Origin of the sequence: Vibrio aerogenes, from assembly GCF_024346755.1 — a bacterium.
GTDB classification, from domain to species: Bacteria; Pseudomonadota; Gammaproteobacteria; order Enterobacterales; family Vibrionaceae; genus Vibrio; species Vibrio aerogenes.
The window spans coordinates 192,272-209,624 of sequence record NZ_AP024862.1 but is presented as its reverse complement, the minus strand read 5'-3'; the positions used below and the strand labels follow the sequence as shown (position 1 = coordinate 209,624).

Genomic DNA, 17,353 nt, shown 5'->3' with positions numbered 1-17,353 from the left:
GATTCATTCAAAACCAAATGACCTGATTATAAAACTCTAACTGAAATCGGGTTTCAGAAAAAATATTGCATTTCTTTTTTTTGAAGGCTGCTATGTTTTATTTATGAATAAGGCTCACTCACCACGATAATAATTTTGAGGCACAAATGGGAGTTTTGTCACCAACATCGGCAGTTTTTTACCCCGAACGTCGGCATACACTTCTGTTTCAGGAGCAGCAAACGCTGTGTGAACATAAGCCATTGATACAGGCTTACCGGCAGTTGGTCCGGATGTTCCGCTGGTCACGACACCAATTGAATGCCCTTCAGCATCAAAAAGTTCAGTCCCTTCACGAACAGGCGCTTTGCTCAAACCAACTAAACCAACCCGCTTTCTGCTGACTGACTTTGTTTCAATCTGGCTGAGAATGATATCCGCCCCCGGGAACCCGCCAGCTCTTTCGCCATCACGACGACGAACTTTACTGATCGCCCACAACAAGCTTGCTTCAACCGGCGTTGTTGTCTCATCCAGATCATGACCATACAAACACAAGCCGCACTCCAGACGTAACGAGTCTCTTGCACCTAAACCAATCCACTCAACCTCACCGAAAGCAGTCAGCTTTTCTGCAAGCGCCACGGCCTGCTCCGCAGGCACAGAAATTTCGAAACCATCTTCACCTGTATAACCACTCCGGCTGACAATACATTCAATCCCGTCGATTGCTAAACGCTGGATATCCATAAAACACATTGTGGCAACTTCCGGCGCCAGCTGCGCAAGTACAACTGCCGCTTTTGGTCCCTGCAGCGCAAGTAAAGCCCGTTCATCAAGCACTTCCAGCTGAACTGAATCCGGTAAGTGGTGTTGCAAATGAGCAATATCCTGCTGTTTACATGCAGCATTCACGACAACAAACAGCTGGTCGCCAAGGTTGGCCACCATTAAATCATCCATAATTCCGCCCTGCTCATTCGTAAACAGTGCATAACGCTGTTTACCGGCAGGCAGATCGATGATATCAACAGGAACCAGCGATTCCAGCGCCGCAGCAGCGTCAGCCCCCGACAGTATGAGCTGCCCCATATGAGACACATCAAATAATCCGGCAGCTTCACGGGTATGTAAGTGCTCTTTTTTGACCCCCATCGGATATTGAACAGGCATCTCATAACCGGCAAACGGGACCATCTTGCCGCCGGATGCCAGATGCAAATCATACAATGGCGTTTTCAAAAGTGGCTGATTTGTTGGTGTGGATGTCATTCGTATTCTCCCTTACATCAATTCACATCATTTTCATGGTCATCATTCTAAAATACAGGAAATTATGTTTCCTATAATAAACATAATGAGAGAACTTAACACGATGAGAGAAATAAAGTCACGCTTATTTCGCCGTGACCCATAAAATCTGGGCATCTTCTTCACTGACAGAAACCAGCATGTGCCCCATGTTCGCATCATAGTACACACTGTCTCCTGCCTTGAGCAAAATCGGCTCATAAAACTCGGTATACAGCATGACTTCACCTTCCAGAGTGAGCAGAAACTCTTCTCCGTCATGGCGAACCCAGTCACTGAAATCATTAAAATCACGGGCTCTGACCCGGGTCTTGAATGGCATCATTTTTTTGCTGGATAATTGTGTTGCCAGCAATTCATGTTCATAAGTAGATGTTGGATGTGGCTTTCCCTGCCCTGAACGGGTTACATCCCGACGCCCGGTCGCCCTGATTTTTTTTGGCGGTTCAAACAATTGAGGCATATCAACATCCAAACCATGTGCAAGCTTTTGCATCGCCTGAAATGTCGGTGAGATTTGCTCATTCTCAATTTTACTTAATGTAGAACGGGCCAGGCCTGTTTTCTGGCTCGCTTCCTCAAGCGTTAGTCCCAGCTTCAAACGCAAATCTTTAATGCGTTGTCCAAGCTCCAGAGGTTCTATATTTTTATCCTGACTCTCCTGTGCAAGCAGCAGCGAAGGATAGTCATCTATTGTATTGTCCCGCATTGTTTCCCCAAATTCGTCCTTTGAGTCATAATTATATCATTATTGTGTCACGAACCCACCACAGAGAAAAGTCAACCCGGTGAGATCGTAAAACCAACTTACATCATGAAAATATGTTTCTTATTGGAAATTTTTATTGATTACAGTAAAAGTAGCAGGTATGTTATCGGTATGTTAGGCCAGATATGTTCTTCATAGCTGCGTACTAAAAACAGGCTTGAATACTATTTTTCCCGGAGAGAAGTTGATGGACAAAAATTTGAAATTTACCGATACACACGAATGGATTCTTGATCACGGTGATGGCACCGCCACAATCGGCATTTCGGAACATGCTCAGGAAATGCTTGGGGATGTGGTTTATGTAGAATTACCAGAAATTGACGCAGAAATTGAAGCCGGAGAGAATTTTTCTTTGGTTGAATCAGTAAAAGCGGCTTCTGACCTTTATGCCCCAGTAACCGGAGTCATCATTGCTGTCAATGAAGAGCTGGAAGACAGCCCGGAATTAGTCAATGAAGAACCATATGAAGGCGGCTGGATTGTCAAAATCAAACTATCAGACCCGGCAGAACTGGAAAAGCTGAAAACAGCAGAAGCTTACGAGAATGCATTGGAAGACGAATAAGTCTCTGACTGCACAGCCCGTCATGCCACGGCAGGCTGTGCATTTTAGTTTATCTGCGACCACCAATTTCTGAGAGAAAATGCAATCATGACGCAACCACGGCACCATTCACAAAACCTGATGCAAAACCTGAACAACCAGCACGAATTTGTTACCCGGCATAACGGACCAGCCCGCGGTGATCAACAAAAGATGCTGGCAACAATCGGTATTGAAAGCACCGACCAGCTCATTCAGGAAACGATACCAGAATTGATCCGTCTCACTCATGCTCTACCTCTCCCCCCTGCGCTGAGTGAGGCGGACATGCTTCAACAACTGAAAGCAATGGCTGAAAAAAATCAGCTGATGCACAGTCTGATTGGTCAGGGATATTACAATACACACACACCCAGTGTTATCTTGCGTAATGTGTTTGAAAATCCCGGCTGGTATACAGCTTATACGCCTTATCAGCCCGAGATTTCTCAGGGACGCCTTGAAGCATTACTGAATTATCAGCAGATGATTACTGATCTGACCAGTATGGAAATTGCCAATGCCTCACTGCTTGATGAAGCTACGGCTGCTGCTGAAGCAATGACATTATGTCAGCGGGCCGGAAAGCATAAGGGTAAAACATTTTTTGTGGCGGATGATGTTCATCCTCAAACCACAGAAGTTGTCAAAACCCGTGCAGAGTTTCTTGGTTTTGAAATTGTGGTTGCACCACTGGCATCACTACCTGAACAAGATGTGTTTGGCGCATTGATTCAGTATCCCGGAACAACAGGGGAAGTTCAGGATCTGACAGGCCTCATTGAAGCCGCACACAAAAATAAAACGATGGTCACGGTTGCAACAGATCTGCTTGCAAGTGTTCTGCTGAAGCCGGTGGGTGAAATGGGTGCAGATGTCGTGATTGGTTCTGCACAACGTTTTGGTGTTCCGATGGGTTATGGCGGTCCGCATGCTGCGTTTATGGCAACCAAAGAAAAATTCAAACGGACGATGCCCGGACGTGTCATTGGTGTTTCTGTTGATGCAAAAGGCAACCCGGCACTCCGGATGGCAATGCAAACAAGAGAGCAACACATCCGCCGTGAAAAAGCCACTTCGAATATCTGTACAGCGCAGGCTTTACTGGCAAATATGGCCGGATTTTATGCGGTTTATCATGGTCCGGAAGGGCTGAGGCAGATTGCACGCAGAACACACCACATGACGGCGGTTCTGGCAAAAGGGTTGCAGCAAAGCGGTTACAAGCTTCAGCATACACAGTTCTTTGACACCATCACTATCGTGACCGGTGACAAGACTGATGCACTGTATCAAAAAGCACAGGATGCCGGATTTAACCTGCGGTATTTTGCTGATCGCTTAGGCATGAGTTGTGATGAAACCACAACCCCCGCTCAGTTGCAGGCATTGTTTCAAGTGTTTGAGATCAAAACAACACCTGATGCACTGTCTGAAGAAATTGCAGCGGATGAATTTGCTGCGATTCCGGCAAGCTGCCGCAGAAACAGTGATTATCTGACTCACCCCGTATTCAACAGCTATCACAGTGAAACGCAAATGATGCGTTATCTGAAAAAGCTGGAAAATAAAGATTTCTCACTGACTCACGGCATGATTCCGCTGGGTAGCTGTACAATGAAGCTCAATGCGGCTTCTGAAATGATTCCGGTCAGCTGGGCAGAGTTCGGTGCTGTTCACCCATTCGCTCCGAAATCACAAACAGCAGGTTATGCAGCACTGGCTGAAGATCTGAAACAAATGCTGTGCGCAGTTACCGGTTACGATGCATTCTCGCTTCAGCCAAACTCTGGGGCATCGGGTGAATATGCCGGCCTGCTGGCAATTCAGCGCTACCATCAAAGCCGTGATGAAGGTCATCGTAATGTCTGCCTGATTCCAGGTTCAGCACATGGCACGAACCCGGCCTCAGCATCAATGGCTTCAATGAAAGTGGTAGTTGTCGCTTGTGATGATCAGGGAAATATCGATCTGGACGATCTCAACGCGAAGGTAGAGAAACACCACAACGAATTATCCTGCATCATGATCACTTACCCATCCACACATGGTGTATTTGAGTCTCATGTTCGTCAGGTATGTGACATCGTGCATGCCGCGGGTGGACAGGTTTATCTGGATGGCGCCAACATGAATGCACAGGTCGGTCTGACCAGTCCGGGCTTTATCGGCTCTGATGTTTCTCACCTGAACCTGCATAAAACATTCTGTATTCCACACGGTGGCGGCGGTCCGGGTATGGGACCAATTGGTGTTAAATCTCATCTCGCACCATTCCTGCCGGGACACATTGAAGGCGGAGCCGATGGCGAAGACTATGCCGTTTCAGCCGCAGATATGGGAAGTGCATCGATTCTGCCAATTTCATGGGCTTATATCGCGATGATGGGTGCAGAAGGCCTGACAGAGGCAACCCGGATTGCAATTTTGAATGCCAACTACGTGATGGAACGATTACGTCCGCATTACCCTGTGTTGTACCGGGGTGAAAATGGCCACGTCGCCCACGAATGTATTATCGACATTCGCCCGATCAAAGAAGAAACCGGCGTCAGCGAAGAAGATATTGCAAAACGCCTGATGGATTACGGCTTCCATGCGCCAACGATGTCATTCCCTGTTGCTGGTACATTAATGGTTGAACCAACAGAATCAGAAGATCTGGCTGAACTGGATCGTTTCTGTGATGCCATGATTGCAATCCGTGAAGAAATTAATCATGTGCATTCCGGCGTTTGGCCACAAGATGACAACCCACTGGTCAATGCACCACATACACAGGCCGATTTAATGGCTGCTGAATGGGCACATCCATATTCACGTGAGATTGCCTGTTACCCAAGCCGCCAGAGCAAACAGGCAAAATACTGGCCGACAGTCAACCGGGTCGATAATGTCTACGGTGACCGTCATCTGGTCTGTAGCTGTCCTCCGGTGGACGTGTATGACGCAGAATAATTGTTGATCACTGATTCAAAATCACTATCATATATAAAAGGCGGACCGGATGGTTCGCCTTTTTGTGCTGAATACCAATTCCACTAATTTTCTGATCAGAATGCGTATATTGCTGGTTTATTTATTCTGAGAAGAAGGCATTTTCGGATCGTCTGACTGATCAGTCTTTCGCTTATTTTCTTCCTGCTTCTGGCGTTCATGCATCGCTTCAATCAACTGACGGTCTAACTCTGCAAAATACAGATCTTCTTCAGCCTGTCCCCGTAAGCGGAGTTTGTCTGTAAAGTCCATCTGAAGTCACCTCTCTCGCTTCAGGTATTGATAGAAGTATAGTTAATCATGAAAAAAATGACCTGTTTCTTGTGATTTACTTATCAGAAAATACATGTTCAGCGTGCCGCCAAAACAATAAAAGATTAACTCAACAGAAAACTTTTTCATCCAAAAGATAAACTGATGCGTATAAGAGAAAAAATAACCGGAGTTTATCGTGCTTGTTCCAGCATCTCAGTCACTACATTTGCCTTTTCTGATGACAACGGATCATCTGATGCCTGCGGGCAAACGCAGGATTTGGGGCAGTGGACTCCTTTTTTCCCAGACTTTGCTGGAAGCCACAAAACAAAATGGGCTCTGGCTGGTCATGCAAGACAGTGATGGTCAGGCGGCAATGTCACCGGGTGATATTGTGATACAGGCCAGAGTACTCTCTGTTGACTGGCTCTCTGCCGAATACATAGATGCAGAAATCTGTACCCGCAGCTGGGGGAATATTATTGATGTCAAACAAGCTGCCGGATATGGCTGGCTAACGGCTCAAACCCGATCACTATGGCCAACAGAACAGCGACTGTCCCCGGATGAGCTCCTGGTCATCAGATTTCAGCAATGGCTGAAAGACCATCACAACATCCCGCTCTGGCTGAATGATGTTCCAGCCAATATGACCGACCCAAATCAGTTGTGCTGGTACTGGCTGGAACTGCTGCCACTCCCGGTATCAACCAAACAACGTCTTCTCAGGCAACCCACTTCACAAGCTTGTCTGCGTTATCTGAAAAAAATTTTCTGGTATAGTGATCGATTCCGTCATGACTTGCGTTAGATGAGTATCGATCCCATGCTTGAAGTCAATCACGATGAAAATGAGTCGGTTCTCAAATCAGGAGAACACAAAGGAACCCATGGTCGAACAATCTTTGTCACGTCATCACGTGGCATCCTTACTGTCCAACATCGCAGAGTCACGCTGTAAACAAAGTTTTGAGCAGTTATTCACTATGATTGCACCTATGTTACTGAATTACATGCGCCAGCAACTTCAGGACGACGCACTTGCCTGCGAAATTGTTCAGGAAACCATGCTTAAAATCTGGATGAAAGCGCACCTTTATGATGAATCAAAAGGAGCAGCGACCACCTGGATTTATTCTGTTGCCCGGAATGTTAAATTCGATACGCTGCGAAAACTCAAACATCACAATGACTGGATTCAGGGAGATGATTTATGGCCTGTTCTCAGTGAGGAGTCAGAACCCGGTCAGTTACCGGCAGAATTCCATGCCATTGTTCGTCAGGAGCTCAATCAGATTATTGACACACTTCCGCGCTCCCAGTCCGTCGTGGTCAGAATGATTTGTTTGCAGGGAGAATCTCATCAGTCCGTTGCACAAGCACTCGATGTTCCGTTAGGGACAGTTAAAAGCAGGCTCAGACTGGCACTCAACAAAATGAAGGAGGCTCTGGATGACTAAGATTCAATACCATCCGACAGATGACACCCTGTCTCGTTATGCCGCAGGTGAACTGGACCCGGCATCCTGTATTATGTTAAGCGCACATCTGGAATTTTGTAGCCAGTGCCGCCAAAAAGTGACAGATTATGAAAATATTCAGGCCCGTCAAATGATGCAGAATGCCCCGGAGCCATTGAGTGATGAACTCACTCACATGTTGTCCGGGATTCTGAAGCAAACCCCGGTAAAACCTGTTGACCCGGAGTGCCAGACAGTAACAGCAGAAACGCACACACAGTTCCTGAAGGTAAACCATAAATCTTTCCGCCTTCCCCGGGCATTAAAACGCCATGAAAGTCATATTGGTCCGTGGAGTCGTTTGCCAGGCAACATCAAACGGGCAAATGTCACCACCGGAGGTCAGAGTAAAATGAACTTTATATACATGGACTGTAACAGCAGCCTGCCTCAGCATACCCATCAGGGAAGTGAAATTACGTTGGTTCTGGCGGGTGAGTTCCATGATGAGCATGCAACTTATTATCCGGGAGATTTTGTTCTGCAGAATGATCATCACATCCATACGCCCAAAACATCCGCTGAACAGGATTGTCTGTGTCTGACGCTACTCGATGCGCCACTCCGTTTCACATCAGGTCTTGCGACGCTGCTCAATCCGTTTAGTCCAATTTTTTTCCGCTGACCGTCTTTCGGATCAGCTTATCTGACGAATGGCTCTGCCGGGTTACCGGCAGAGAACCTGTTTCAAGACACAGCCAACAGATATGAAAATGACTGAGCCTCACCATAAGAAATTGTCTCTTTTTTAACAAAGCCCCGACGCTCATAAAATTGTTGTGCAGCAATACTGAAATCCGGAGTTTCCAGCACGATCTGATGGACATCAGTCAACGTCGTCAAAAACTGAATCACACATTGTCCAACCCCCGTTCCCTGATGTTCAGGATCCACAAACAGCCGCAATAAATGAAGACAGCTTCCCTGAATATGGTAGTAAAATCCTCCGACAATCTCTCCGGAATCTTTCACGACATAATATTCATACTGATATATCATTTTTCTCTGATGTTCCGGATCGTTATATCCCGGAGGACCGGAGCCACAAGCATTCCGGTCAGGTTCAAAAGCCGCCAACTGGATTTGTGCTAACCTGTCCGCATCAGAACTTCCGGCTTTTTCTATCTGAAATATCATCAATATCTTTGACCATCACCCATTCAGTTGTCTGCCCCGTAAACAGTCTGTTCCATCAGGGACGTGAAGCAAGAACAAACGGTCTCTGTTAAAGCACGCCTTTCGGAACTATCCGGCGCATTTTCACTCCCAGACGCTTGGCCGGGCTCACCTTCTGGTCAGGATTAAAACTTTGCGTAATCGCCCAGGCATTCTCCGGAGCCATTTCTCTGAGCATTGAGGCTTTGACTTCCTGAGTAATTTCCGGAGAGTGAATCACCGTAATACTTTCCGTATTCAGGTTTGCGCTGCGCGGGTCAAAATTATAAGTCCCGACGACCGTAATCTCATCATCTACCGTCATCGTCTTGGCATGTAATCCGAACACCGGCACAACATCGAATTTCTCTGACGAATGATCCGTTATCACACTTTTCCTGATCTTCGCATCGGGCCGGAATTCAAAAATTTCCACCCCGGTATTCAATAATGCCTTGCGGTTACGCTGATAGCCACTGAACGCCTCAAGATTATCGTTAGAAGCAAGGCTATTGGTCAGGATTTTAATATCAACCCCTTTATCAATCAGCTTTTTCAGGAACGCGCGATCCGAACGCGTCGTGACCAGATACGGTGTCTGAATGACCAGGGAATGCCGGGCGTTTCCCGCCAGCTCCGCCAGTTTATCCCGCGTCCGGCCACCACCACCGAGAAACGTTTTACGATCATTTTTATTTGGTTTATCAGCAATGTATTCAACATTATCCAGCCAGCGAAACTTCCCTTGCTCTTTCAGCTTCTTAAACGTTGCAGGCACTTTCTCAATCTCATCTCTGATCTGAGGCGAAAAATTATCAGGGTTGCAGGCAAAAGCATGCAAACGGGGAAAGTCCGGATTCTGCGGATAAGATTTATGTCTGACCAGTTTTTCCACCGGCACACTCAAATCATATTGCCAGTATTCTTCAAATGAGGCTTTTAAATCCTTGACGACTTTTCCGGCCAGAAAAACATCCCTGTCCCTGAAATCATATGCAGGATCAAGCCCGAAGTATTCATCAGCGATGTTGCGGCCTCCCGTAATCGCCACCTGATCATCGGCAATGAAGACTTTGTTATGCATCCGCCGGTTCAAATCCTGAAAATCAAAAACCAGTGTGGCCAGCTTTTCAGCCATGTTTTTACCGATATTCAGCTTCGGGTTAAAAATTTTGATATCGATATTATCATGAGCAGACAACATCAATAGCTCATCCCCTCTGGCCTGCAGGGTGATATCATCAATCAATACCCGGACTTTGACCCCCCGATCGGCAGCCCGGACTAAATAATCGGTCGCTATCAACCCCACTTTATCGACTGAGAAAATAAAATATTGTACATCAATGGACTTCTCAGCATGCTCCGTCAGCCATGCTCTGGATCGCATCGCTTCATCCCCGTGTTCCAAAACATAAACACCGGTTTTATCTTGCATTTCAGACTGAAATGGCTGCGTATAATCTGACAATGCTTTCTCTTTGTGAACAGGCAAAGTCTGACAATAATCGGCATCAGAGAGAGGCACACTATCCGGATGAAAAGTACAGCCACCAAGAAATAAAGTGAATAGAAAAAAGGTCACATAACCAGTCATTGTTTTAGTCATAAACGGAATAGCTCAGAAAACGTGCAAAATATCAGTATCCGGCAAACCATATCCAATTTACAATTCTCTGTCACTGTTTTTTCACTCATGACTCATGCTTGTCTGACATCTCAGTCAGGCAATGGCATATATCCGGGATTCAGTGAGTCATACTGTCCGGTGCCGGATTATTTCGCTTTAAACAAAATGAAATCACACATCCGGCACTGGCTGCAACACCACCAGCGAGAAAAACAAGACTATAGCCGTAACCGTCAGCGAAATAGCCGGCTACAGGCCCGGTCAGTCCGTAAGCAATGTCCTGAAATGCAGAGAAACCTCCCAGAGCAATGCCCCGGAACTGGGGTAAAACACGCTGCACCACTTCCCTGCCCATCGCAGGAAAAATCAGTGAACAGCCAACACCGGTCAAAAACGCGCCTGCAATCGCCTCAAGGGGAGAAGTGGCGTACCCGATCAAATACTGTCCGGCGCTTTCAATCAAAAGTGAATAGCCGGATAAGACTAATCCTCCGAATTTATCCGGCAGATGCCCACACACAACCCGGATGAAGACAAAGCCACCGCCAAAAGCTGTAAACCCGAGCCCGGCCATTGCCCAGTTCTGATCAATGAAGTAAGGCACGAAAAACGCGCCAATTGTTGCAAATCCGATCCCCTGCAAACAGACGACCAATCCATAGGGCCATATTTCTCCCAAAATCACCCTTAAAGACGGTTGCTTTGCTCCGGGATGAGGTGCAACCCCCGTCAGAGGTAACATCGCCAATAATCCCAGACAGGGCAGCAATGCGCTGATCATCATCGCCCCTGTATAACCGGCTGTATTGCAGACCCACAGACCTGCAGGCGCGCCAAACGCCAGCGCGCCATAAATCGCAACGCCAAGCAGTGCCAGTATTTTCCCGCTTCTTGATGGTCCGGCAATTCCCACACTCCACGCAATAATCCCAACCCCGCCTAAACTACCACCGACGCCTAGTAACAATCGTCCACACAGTAAAATGCTGTAGGATAAATAAACATTTGAAACACACAGACCTGCGATCAGTGAGACCAACGCCCCCAGCGCATAATATGCCAGTCCCCGTCCAAGTGCCTGCTTAGGCCCCAAGCGGTCCGACAATCGCCCGGCATAACCGCGGGTGATAATCGAAGAGAAAAAAGTAATTCCCACCGCCAGACCTGCCATCGTATTATTCAGTCCAAGCGGCCCGGTCACAAAGACTGAGACAATTGGCAATGAAATTGCAACACATAAATATGCACCAAACAAAATCAGAGTCAGTAACATTAACCGCCGGTTTTCTGTTTTGGATAATCCTTTTTCCGTTTTGGATAAAGCTATAGTTGCCATGAGTCATGATTCCTGTCGTAATTTAAAATGCGAACTTTTCGTCGCATTACAGAGTACGATGGATAGCAGTATTTGAATAATCGCATTCCCGGCAAAGAATTTTTTACATTAAGATATTGATAAATATAAAAAATAATCATCAATAATGAAAGATGCATCATTCAGTGTTCACATTATTGATCGGTTCAGGAGACACCATGAGTACAGCAAAACAGCCGCAACTGAAATCAAGAAAAAGACCACAACAATCCCGCTCTTCAGATTTAGTGGCCTCTATTCTTGAAGCCGCCGTACAAGTGCTCGAAAATGAAGGCATTACCCGCTTTACAACAGCCCGTGTTGCCGAAAGAGCTGGTGTGAGTGTGGGGTCACTGTATCAATACTTTCCCAATAAAGCTGCGATTCTGTTCCGGCTTCAGTCTGATGAATGGGAGGAAACCGCCACGATGCTGAAGCAGATCTTAGAAGAAACTTCCCTTTGTTATACGGTAAGAGTTCAGCGGCTGGTTTATGCATTCATCAAATCTGAATGTGACGAGGCGAAGATCAGAATGGCCCTCAGTGATGCCGCCCCCTTATTCCGCGATTCACCGGAAGCCGGCATCATTGGCGCCGAAATGCAAACTGTCTGTTCAGCTTTCATTTCCGGTATCCTGCCCGCTTCAGACAGCACAACACAAACGATGGCAACAAACGTATTACGCATGACTGTCAGTGCTGTGGGTAAGCGTTTTTCAGAAGCACCACGAACCACAGAAGAAATCAGTGCGTTTGCACAGCATGTTTCAACAATGCTGATCGCTTATCTGGAGACTTTGACAGAGCAGGAAAAATTGAAATTGCAGGGACAGGCGCCATAGCCCCCTTTCCTGATTCATCCACTGACTGAATGCTTGCTGATACCAATCTGTCAAATAAACTGATCATCTGGATAAGTGCCCATGGATGGCTTGAGCGGTTTGCGGAACCAGATATATCCAGATCAGAAAGTGACTTAGAATGGGATGATACGTCACCGCTTCCTCGTGCTGGTGGTGCGCCTCATCACCGGTCAGCAGCTCCCGGATGATTCACACAACAAATCAGGACAAAATGAATCATTGTTAATGCACATTGCTGACACAATTGTTAAATTGAATCTTTCCGTCAATTTAACATGGAGTCACAATGATCACCTGGCAACTTCTCTCCTTTGCTCAGCTCACCCCCATTCAGTTGTATCAATTACTCAAACTCCGGGTCGATGTTTTCGTCGTGGAGCAAAACTGCCCCTATCCTGAACTGGATGATAAAGATCATCATCCCGGCGTTTATCATCTGCTTGGCTATCAGAACGACCAGTTGATCGCCTGTGCCCGCCTGTTACCAAAAGGACTCAGTTATCCTTCGGTCAGTATTGGCCGGGTCGCTATTCTGAAAAGTGAACGCGGTGGCACGGGGCACCGGCTAATGACACAGGCATTGACAGACTGTGAGTCATTGTGGCCGGGTGAAACGATCGAAATCGGAGCTCAGGCGCATCTGGCTGGTTTCTATGGAAAACATGGATTTGTACCCACATCCCCCATGTACCTTGAGGATGATATCCCACATATTGATATGACCCTGGAAAAATAAAGACGGGCATCGAAATGGTGCCTGTCCTCACATCTGTTGATATGACCCTGGAAAAATAAAGACGGGCATCGAAATGGTGCCTGTCCTCACATCTGACATCCTCACATAAGGTATTCTCAAAACTGATCATTGAAACATCTGCCGGGCCCTCCCGGCACGTCTGGTCCTTATTACCACCGTCTTGTCACCGTCTTTCCCTGTCACCCATTTTCTGGTTCAGGCTTTATTTATTGATTTTTTTGTGAATAATAAATGAAAATGATAATAATTTTCATTATTATGAGTATTAACAATAAACAAACAGCAAATAAAAAAGGTCAGCCAGGTATGCCAAAACCCAAACTTTTACTTCCCATCACGCTTTCTGCCTTCATTCCCGTGTATGCGGTTGCAGCAGAGAATACATCCGGTGAAGAGAAACAAATGGAGACCATGATTGTGGAATCCAGCCGAATCAACACCACCAGACAAAACCTTCCACAAAAAATTACGATCATCAGCCAACAGGAAATCGAAGCGCAGTTAGCCATTTCAACCGATAGCTCTCAGATCTTATCAAACCTGTTACCTGCTTATTCACCGAACACTCAAAAGCTCAATAACAGCAGCCAGACATTCAGAGGACGTTCGGTCTTATATATGATCGATGGCGTGCCACAGTCGAATCCTTTAAGAGAAGGCAGCCGTTCCGCACACACCATTGATCTGTCAATGGTTGAACGCATTGAAGTGATTCATGGCGCAACAGCTATTCACGGCATGGGCGCTACCGGCGCAATCATCAACTTCATCACCAAGTCCAATGATTCGGATCAAGCCTTAAAGCAGCACATCAACGTTCAGCTGACCACCCCCACCAACGACGCCGGTTCAGATTCGCTCTCATACCGCGCCAGCTATAATGCCAAAGGCTCTCAAGGTAACTGGGATTATCTGGCCGGGCTCGCCGGAGATGTGCAGGGTGTCTACCAGGATTCGGACGGCGACTATATCGGTGCAGCCACTGTCCGGGGTGATCTGATGGATTCAAATACCTTTGATGGGTTCGGGAAATTAGGCTACTGGTTCAGCGACAGCAAAAACCTTCAGTTTGAAATCAATCATTATCAGCTGGTCGGACGCATGAATTTCAAAGGGGTTTCCGGAGACAGAGATCAGGGCATCGCGACTTCTTCCGTCAAAGAACGGCCAGAAGGAGATAAACCATTCAACAAAGTCCAAACCTATAGTCTGGTCTACACCGATACCGATTTATCCGGCATGTCTCTGAAAGCACAAACTTTTTATCAAAAATTCAGGGCCCGCTACGGTGCAACGACTTCTTCAAGCTTTCAGGACCCAAACACACCGGACACCATCTATGATCAGTCCCAGAACGAATCGGATAAACTTGGGGCCAAGCTGAGCTTGTCAAAAGATGATCTGTTTGACCAAACCCTGAAGGTGACTGCCGGGCTGGATTTACTCAAAGATACCACCCGCCAGCAGCTGATTCTGACCGGACGGACATATGTCCCCAAAACCACTTACTATAATTATGCACCTTTCATTCAGCTGGAATTTAAGCCTTTTGAACAGCTGATCCTGCAAACCGGTGCCCGTTATGAAAATGCGCGTCTCAAGATCCCGACCTATCAAACCGTCGCCGCACGCAATGGTGTCACAGTCGATGGCGGCAAACCAACCTTTGATAAAACGGTCTACAATGTTGGCGCCTTATACAAAATCACGCCAGATGTCAGTGTGTTTGCCAACTATTCACAGGGATTCGGGATGCCCGATGTCGGACGGGTTCTCAGAGGCGTCAATACAACCGGACAAGACGTGGATCATCTCATCGACCTGTCTCCGATTATCACCGATAACTATGAAGGTGGCTTTCGCATCAACAAGGATCGCCTCGATCTGGAAATCAGTTATTACCAGTCTGACTCGAAACTTGGCAGCCGGATTGTGGAAAATAACGGCCTTTACACTGTAAAGCGGGAGAAAAAAGAGATCCATGGGGCAGAAGCTTCTGTCGGCTACACTCTCACTCCGGCACATAAGCTGGAAGCCGGTTACTCTTACATTCAGGGGAAATCAGATACCGACGGCGACGGACATGTCGACACCAAACTGACCGGAGCTGACATTCCACCCAACCGTTTACGTCTGGCATGGACAGCCCACTGGAATGAACAATTATCGACCATGCTGCAAGCCAGCCACAACTTTGATCGCACCTTCGATGACGAAGAACTTGATTTTAATGGCTACACCCTGGTTGATGCCTCACTGGGATATGAGCTGCCAGTCGGTAAACTGAAAGTCTCTGTCGCAAATCTGCTGAATGAAGACTACTTGACTTACTACTCACAAAGCGCCTACAAAAATGATGATTTCTATTTCAAAGGACGCGGACGAACCATCACACTGGGTTACGGTTTAACCTTCTGAGTTTGATCACTTCGTCTGATTGACCTGAAAGCCAGTCAACAAGAATACCCTTGATTGACTGGCTGAAATCGTGCTTATCAACATCTGGAAAATCTTATCAACATCTGGCGCTGTAAAAATGAACTGCTTTCACAGCGCTTTTTTCATGGCCTTTTTACATGACAAAGGGCAGTTATTACAATATTGTGCGGGCTTGGTCGCCCGGTAATAATAACAACACGTCCGCCGGACCCGGACTGGCTCAGGCAAACCCGGAACGATGGTTTTGTCAGAGAAATAACGGGCAACCGGATTACGGGCAGTCCCGAACAGATCTGTGGTTTCCGGATTGAGTAAAAATGACAAATCCCCGAGGGCCTGGGTCGTCGCTGCTGGTTGCTTTATATCCGGTAAAATCCTCCGCTCATAAATACTGAAAATCCGCACTGCGATGTTTTCCCATAACACAGATTGCTGAACCCGCGTGAGCCGGTGTAACTGCAAAACCAGCATGGATAAATTTCCCTCAAAAGCCCGGGTCAGCAATGCTGTACGCCAACGGGCGCGGTCCTGAGCCGGGGCGCTGACCCGCAAGTTTTTCAGCGGCATTTGTGAGCGCCAAATCCGGTTCTCTAAAGGGTACTCAAACATGCAATTCTGAATCGACATATCCAGCCCCTGATGATACACAGACATCGAATATAGCAGCGGTGCCAGTGTCAGAAATGCCACCCGTTTGATGACCAGCGATGCAGTCACTTTTAAATCCGGCGCACCGATCTCCGGCTGAATCTGCCTGAGAATATCAAGGCAAACGTCATCATCTGTCAGTGCCTGCATCTCAACCGCAGGAGAAGCCACATCGCGGGCATCTTTCAGCCCCAGTTGAGCCAGCCGGTGCCATTGTCTGACGGATAGCAAGGGCTCCCTAGACCGGATTGCTGTTGTGTTCATGTCTGATCTGACGCCCCTTTCCATAAGGAATGCACATCGGTGTCCCGAACAGAGGATCTGTGGTGATATGGCATTTCATCCCAAAGACTGCCTCAACCATGTCAAAGTCCAGAATCTGTTCCGGTGGCCCCTGACGAAAAACCTCTCCATCCTTCACCGCAATCATTTGATGCGCATAGCGACAGGCAAGATTCAGATCATGCAACACCATCAAAATCGTGGTCTGCTGCTTTTGGTTCAGCTCAAACAACAAATCCAGAATTTCAATCTGATGGGTGAGATCTAAGTAAGTCGTTGGCTCATCGAGCAATAACACGTCGGTATCCTGAGCCAGAGCCATTGCGATCCACGCTCTCTGGCGCTGACCACCCGATAAAGACTCCACCGGGCGGTCAGCCAGCTCAAGCATGTGGGTATCCGCCAGTGCTTTTCTGACCAGCCGCTCATCTTCTTCACTCCAGCTTTGCAACCAGTTCTGGTGCGGATACCGGCCCTGTTTCACCAATTGTCCGACCAACAATCCTTCCGGTGCCACAGGGCCCTGAGGCAGAATCGCCAACCGGCGCGCCACCGATTTACCCGGCAGCCGGTTCAGATCCTGGTCGTAAAGAAAAATCTGGCCGGACCGGGGTTTAAGCAAACGCGCCAGTGATTTCAGCAGGGTCGATTTACCACATCCGTTCCCCCCGACCAGTGCCGTAATCTGATGGGGCTGGATCGCTAGATCCAATGCATGAATGATCGTCTTCCCGCTGTAGCCAAGTTGCAGACGATTCGTGTTTAATGGTATGCCCGGGTTGATCGGCGTGAACGCTTGCAAAGTCAT

At 47.3% G+C, this 17,353-nt stretch carries 16 protein-coding genes; 8 read left to right on the top strand and 8 right to left on the bottom strand.

All coding sequences use genetic code 11. From position 1 onward, the window contains the following. Nucleotides 1–114: 114 nt before the first annotated feature. Together gcvT and OCV29_RS18635 are read right to left on the bottom strand one after the other, a co-directional pair. On the bottom strand, nt 115–1,251 hold the full coding sequence (gcvT, locus tag OCV29_RS18640) for a glycine cleavage system aminomethyltransferase GcvT (RefSeq protein ID WP_073605080.1): 1,137 nt from the start codon (nt 1,249–1,251) through the stop codon (nt 115–117). Nucleotides 1,252–1,375: 124 nt separating this feature from the next. Next, a complete protein-coding gene (locus tag OCV29_RS18635) occupies nt 1,376–1,999 on the bottom strand; it encodes a helix-turn-helix domain-containing protein (RefSeq protein ID WP_073605081.1) in 624 nt (207 codons plus the stop codon). A 247-nt stretch (nt 2,000–2,246) separates the two neighbouring features. Here OCV29_RS18635 and gcvH point away from each other — a divergent pair, with 247 nt between their 5' ends. Both gcvH and gcvP read left to right on the top strand, forming a co-directional pair. Continuing rightward, nucleotides 2,247–2,627, top strand: a complete 381-nt coding sequence (gcvH, locus tag OCV29_RS18630) for a glycine cleavage system protein GcvH (RefSeq protein ID WP_073605082.1) — start codon at nt 2,247–2,249, stop codon at nt 2,625–2,627. Nucleotides 2,628–2,714: 87 nt separating this feature from the next. Next, nucleotides 2,715–5,603, top strand: coding sequence for an aminomethyl-transferring glycine dehydrogenase (gcvP, locus tag OCV29_RS18625; protein WP_073605083.1), 2,889 nt, complete (start codon nt 2,715–2,717; stop codon nt 5,601–5,603). Between the two features lie 117 nt (nt 5,604–5,720). On the opposite strand, the gene OCV29_RS18620 is transcribed toward gcvP, so the two are convergent. Further along, nucleotides 5,721–5,894: a hypothetical protein gene (locus tag OCV29_RS18620; RefSeq protein ID WP_175561586.1), complete on the bottom strand. Its 174-nt coding sequence runs from the start codon at nt 5,892–5,894 to the stop codon at nt 5,721–5,723. 199 nt (nt 5,895–6,093) lie between these two features. Between OCV29_RS18620 and OCV29_RS18615 the strand changes: the two genes are divergently transcribed. From OCV29_RS18615 to OCV29_RS18605, 3 genes are all read left to right on the top strand, one after another. Next, entirely contained in the window at nt 6,094–6,708 is a 615-nt protein-coding gene (locus OCV29_RS18615) for a hypothetical protein (RefSeq protein ID WP_073605084.1), read from the top strand. A gap of 79 nt (nt 6,709–6,787) precedes the next feature. Continuing rightward, nucleotides 6,788–7,357 carry a sigma-70 family RNA polymerase sigma factor gene (locus tag OCV29_RS18610; protein ID WP_084193444.1) on the top strand — a complete coding sequence of 190 codons (570 nt, stop codon included), beginning with the start codon at nt 6,788–6,790 and terminating at the stop codon, nt 7,355–7,357. After that, nucleotides 7,350–8,042 (top strand): ChrR family anti-sigma-E factor, encoded by a 693-nt coding sequence (locus tag OCV29_RS18605; protein WP_073605085.1) that lies wholly within the window; start codon nt 7,350–7,352, stop codon nt 8,040–8,042. The genes OCV29_RS18610 and OCV29_RS18605 overlap by 8 nt, the downstream gene beginning before the upstream one ends. A gap of 62 nt (nt 8,043–8,104) precedes the next feature. Here the strand turns inward: OCV29_RS18605 and OCV29_RS18600 are convergent, their stop codons facing one another. The 3 genes from OCV29_RS18600 to OCV29_RS18590 all read right to left on the bottom strand — a co-directional run bounded on the left by OCV29_RS18600 (nt 8,105) and on the right by OCV29_RS18590 (nt 11,538). Beyond that, nucleotides 8,105–8,554: a GNAT family N-acetyltransferase gene (locus OCV29_RS18600; protein ID WP_084193445.1), complete on the bottom strand. Its 450-nt coding sequence runs from the start codon at nt 8,552–8,554 to the stop codon at nt 8,105–8,107. A gap of 88 nt (nt 8,555–8,642) precedes the next feature. Continuing rightward, on the bottom strand, nt 8,643–10,181 hold the full coding sequence (locus OCV29_RS18595; RefSeq protein WP_245796947.1) for a phospholipase D family protein: 1,539 nt from the start codon (nt 10,179–10,181) through the stop codon (nt 8,643–8,645). Nucleotides 10,182–10,320: 139 nt separating this feature from the next. Then, the gene (locus tag OCV29_RS18590) at nt 10,321–11,538 is read right to left on the bottom strand and encodes an arabinose transporter (RefSeq protein WP_073605086.1); all 1,218 of its coding nucleotides are present in this window, start codon (nt 11,536–11,538) and stop codon (nt 10,321–10,323) included. A gap of 197 nt (nt 11,539–11,735) precedes the next feature. Here OCV29_RS18590 and OCV29_RS18585 point away from each other — a divergent pair, with 197 nt between their 5' ends. The 3 genes from OCV29_RS18585 to OCV29_RS18575 all read left to right on the top strand — a co-directional run bounded on the left by OCV29_RS18585 (nt 11,736) and on the right by OCV29_RS18575 (nt 15,594). Then, on the top strand, nt 11,736–12,398 hold the full coding sequence (locus OCV29_RS18585) for a TetR family transcriptional regulator (RefSeq protein ID WP_073605087.1): 663 nt from the start codon (nt 11,736–11,738) through the stop codon (nt 12,396–12,398). Nucleotides 12,399–12,705: 307 nt separating this feature from the next. Then, complete coding sequence (locus tag OCV29_RS18580) at nt 12,706–13,155, top strand: GNAT family N-acetyltransferase (protein ID WP_073605089.1); 450 nt, start codon at nt 12,706–12,708, stop codon at nt 13,153–13,155. A 327-nt stretch (nt 13,156–13,482) separates the two neighbouring features. Continuing rightward, nucleotides 13,483–15,594, top strand: a complete 2,112-nt coding sequence (locus OCV29_RS18575; RefSeq protein WP_073605272.1) for a TonB-dependent receptor — start codon at nt 13,483–13,485, stop codon at nt 15,592–15,594. Nucleotides 15,595–15,723: 129 nt separating this feature from the next. Here OCV29_RS18575 and OCV29_RS18570 read toward each other — a convergent pair whose 3' ends face one another. Together OCV29_RS18570 and OCV29_RS18565 are read right to left on the bottom strand one after the other, a co-directional pair. Next, complete coding sequence (locus OCV29_RS18570) at nt 15,724–16,494, bottom strand: IucA/IucC family C-terminal-domain containing protein (protein ID WP_261887423.1); 771 nt, start codon at nt 16,492–16,494, stop codon at nt 15,724–15,726. A gap of 7 nt (nt 16,495–16,501) precedes the next feature. After that, the gene (locus tag OCV29_RS18565; RefSeq protein ID WP_370737220.1) at nt 16,502–17,347 is read right to left on the bottom strand and encodes an ABC transporter ATP-binding protein; all 846 of its coding nucleotides are present in this window, start codon (nt 17,345–17,347) and stop codon (nt 16,502–16,504) included. Between the last annotated feature and the right edge of the window lie 6 nt (nt 17,348–17,353).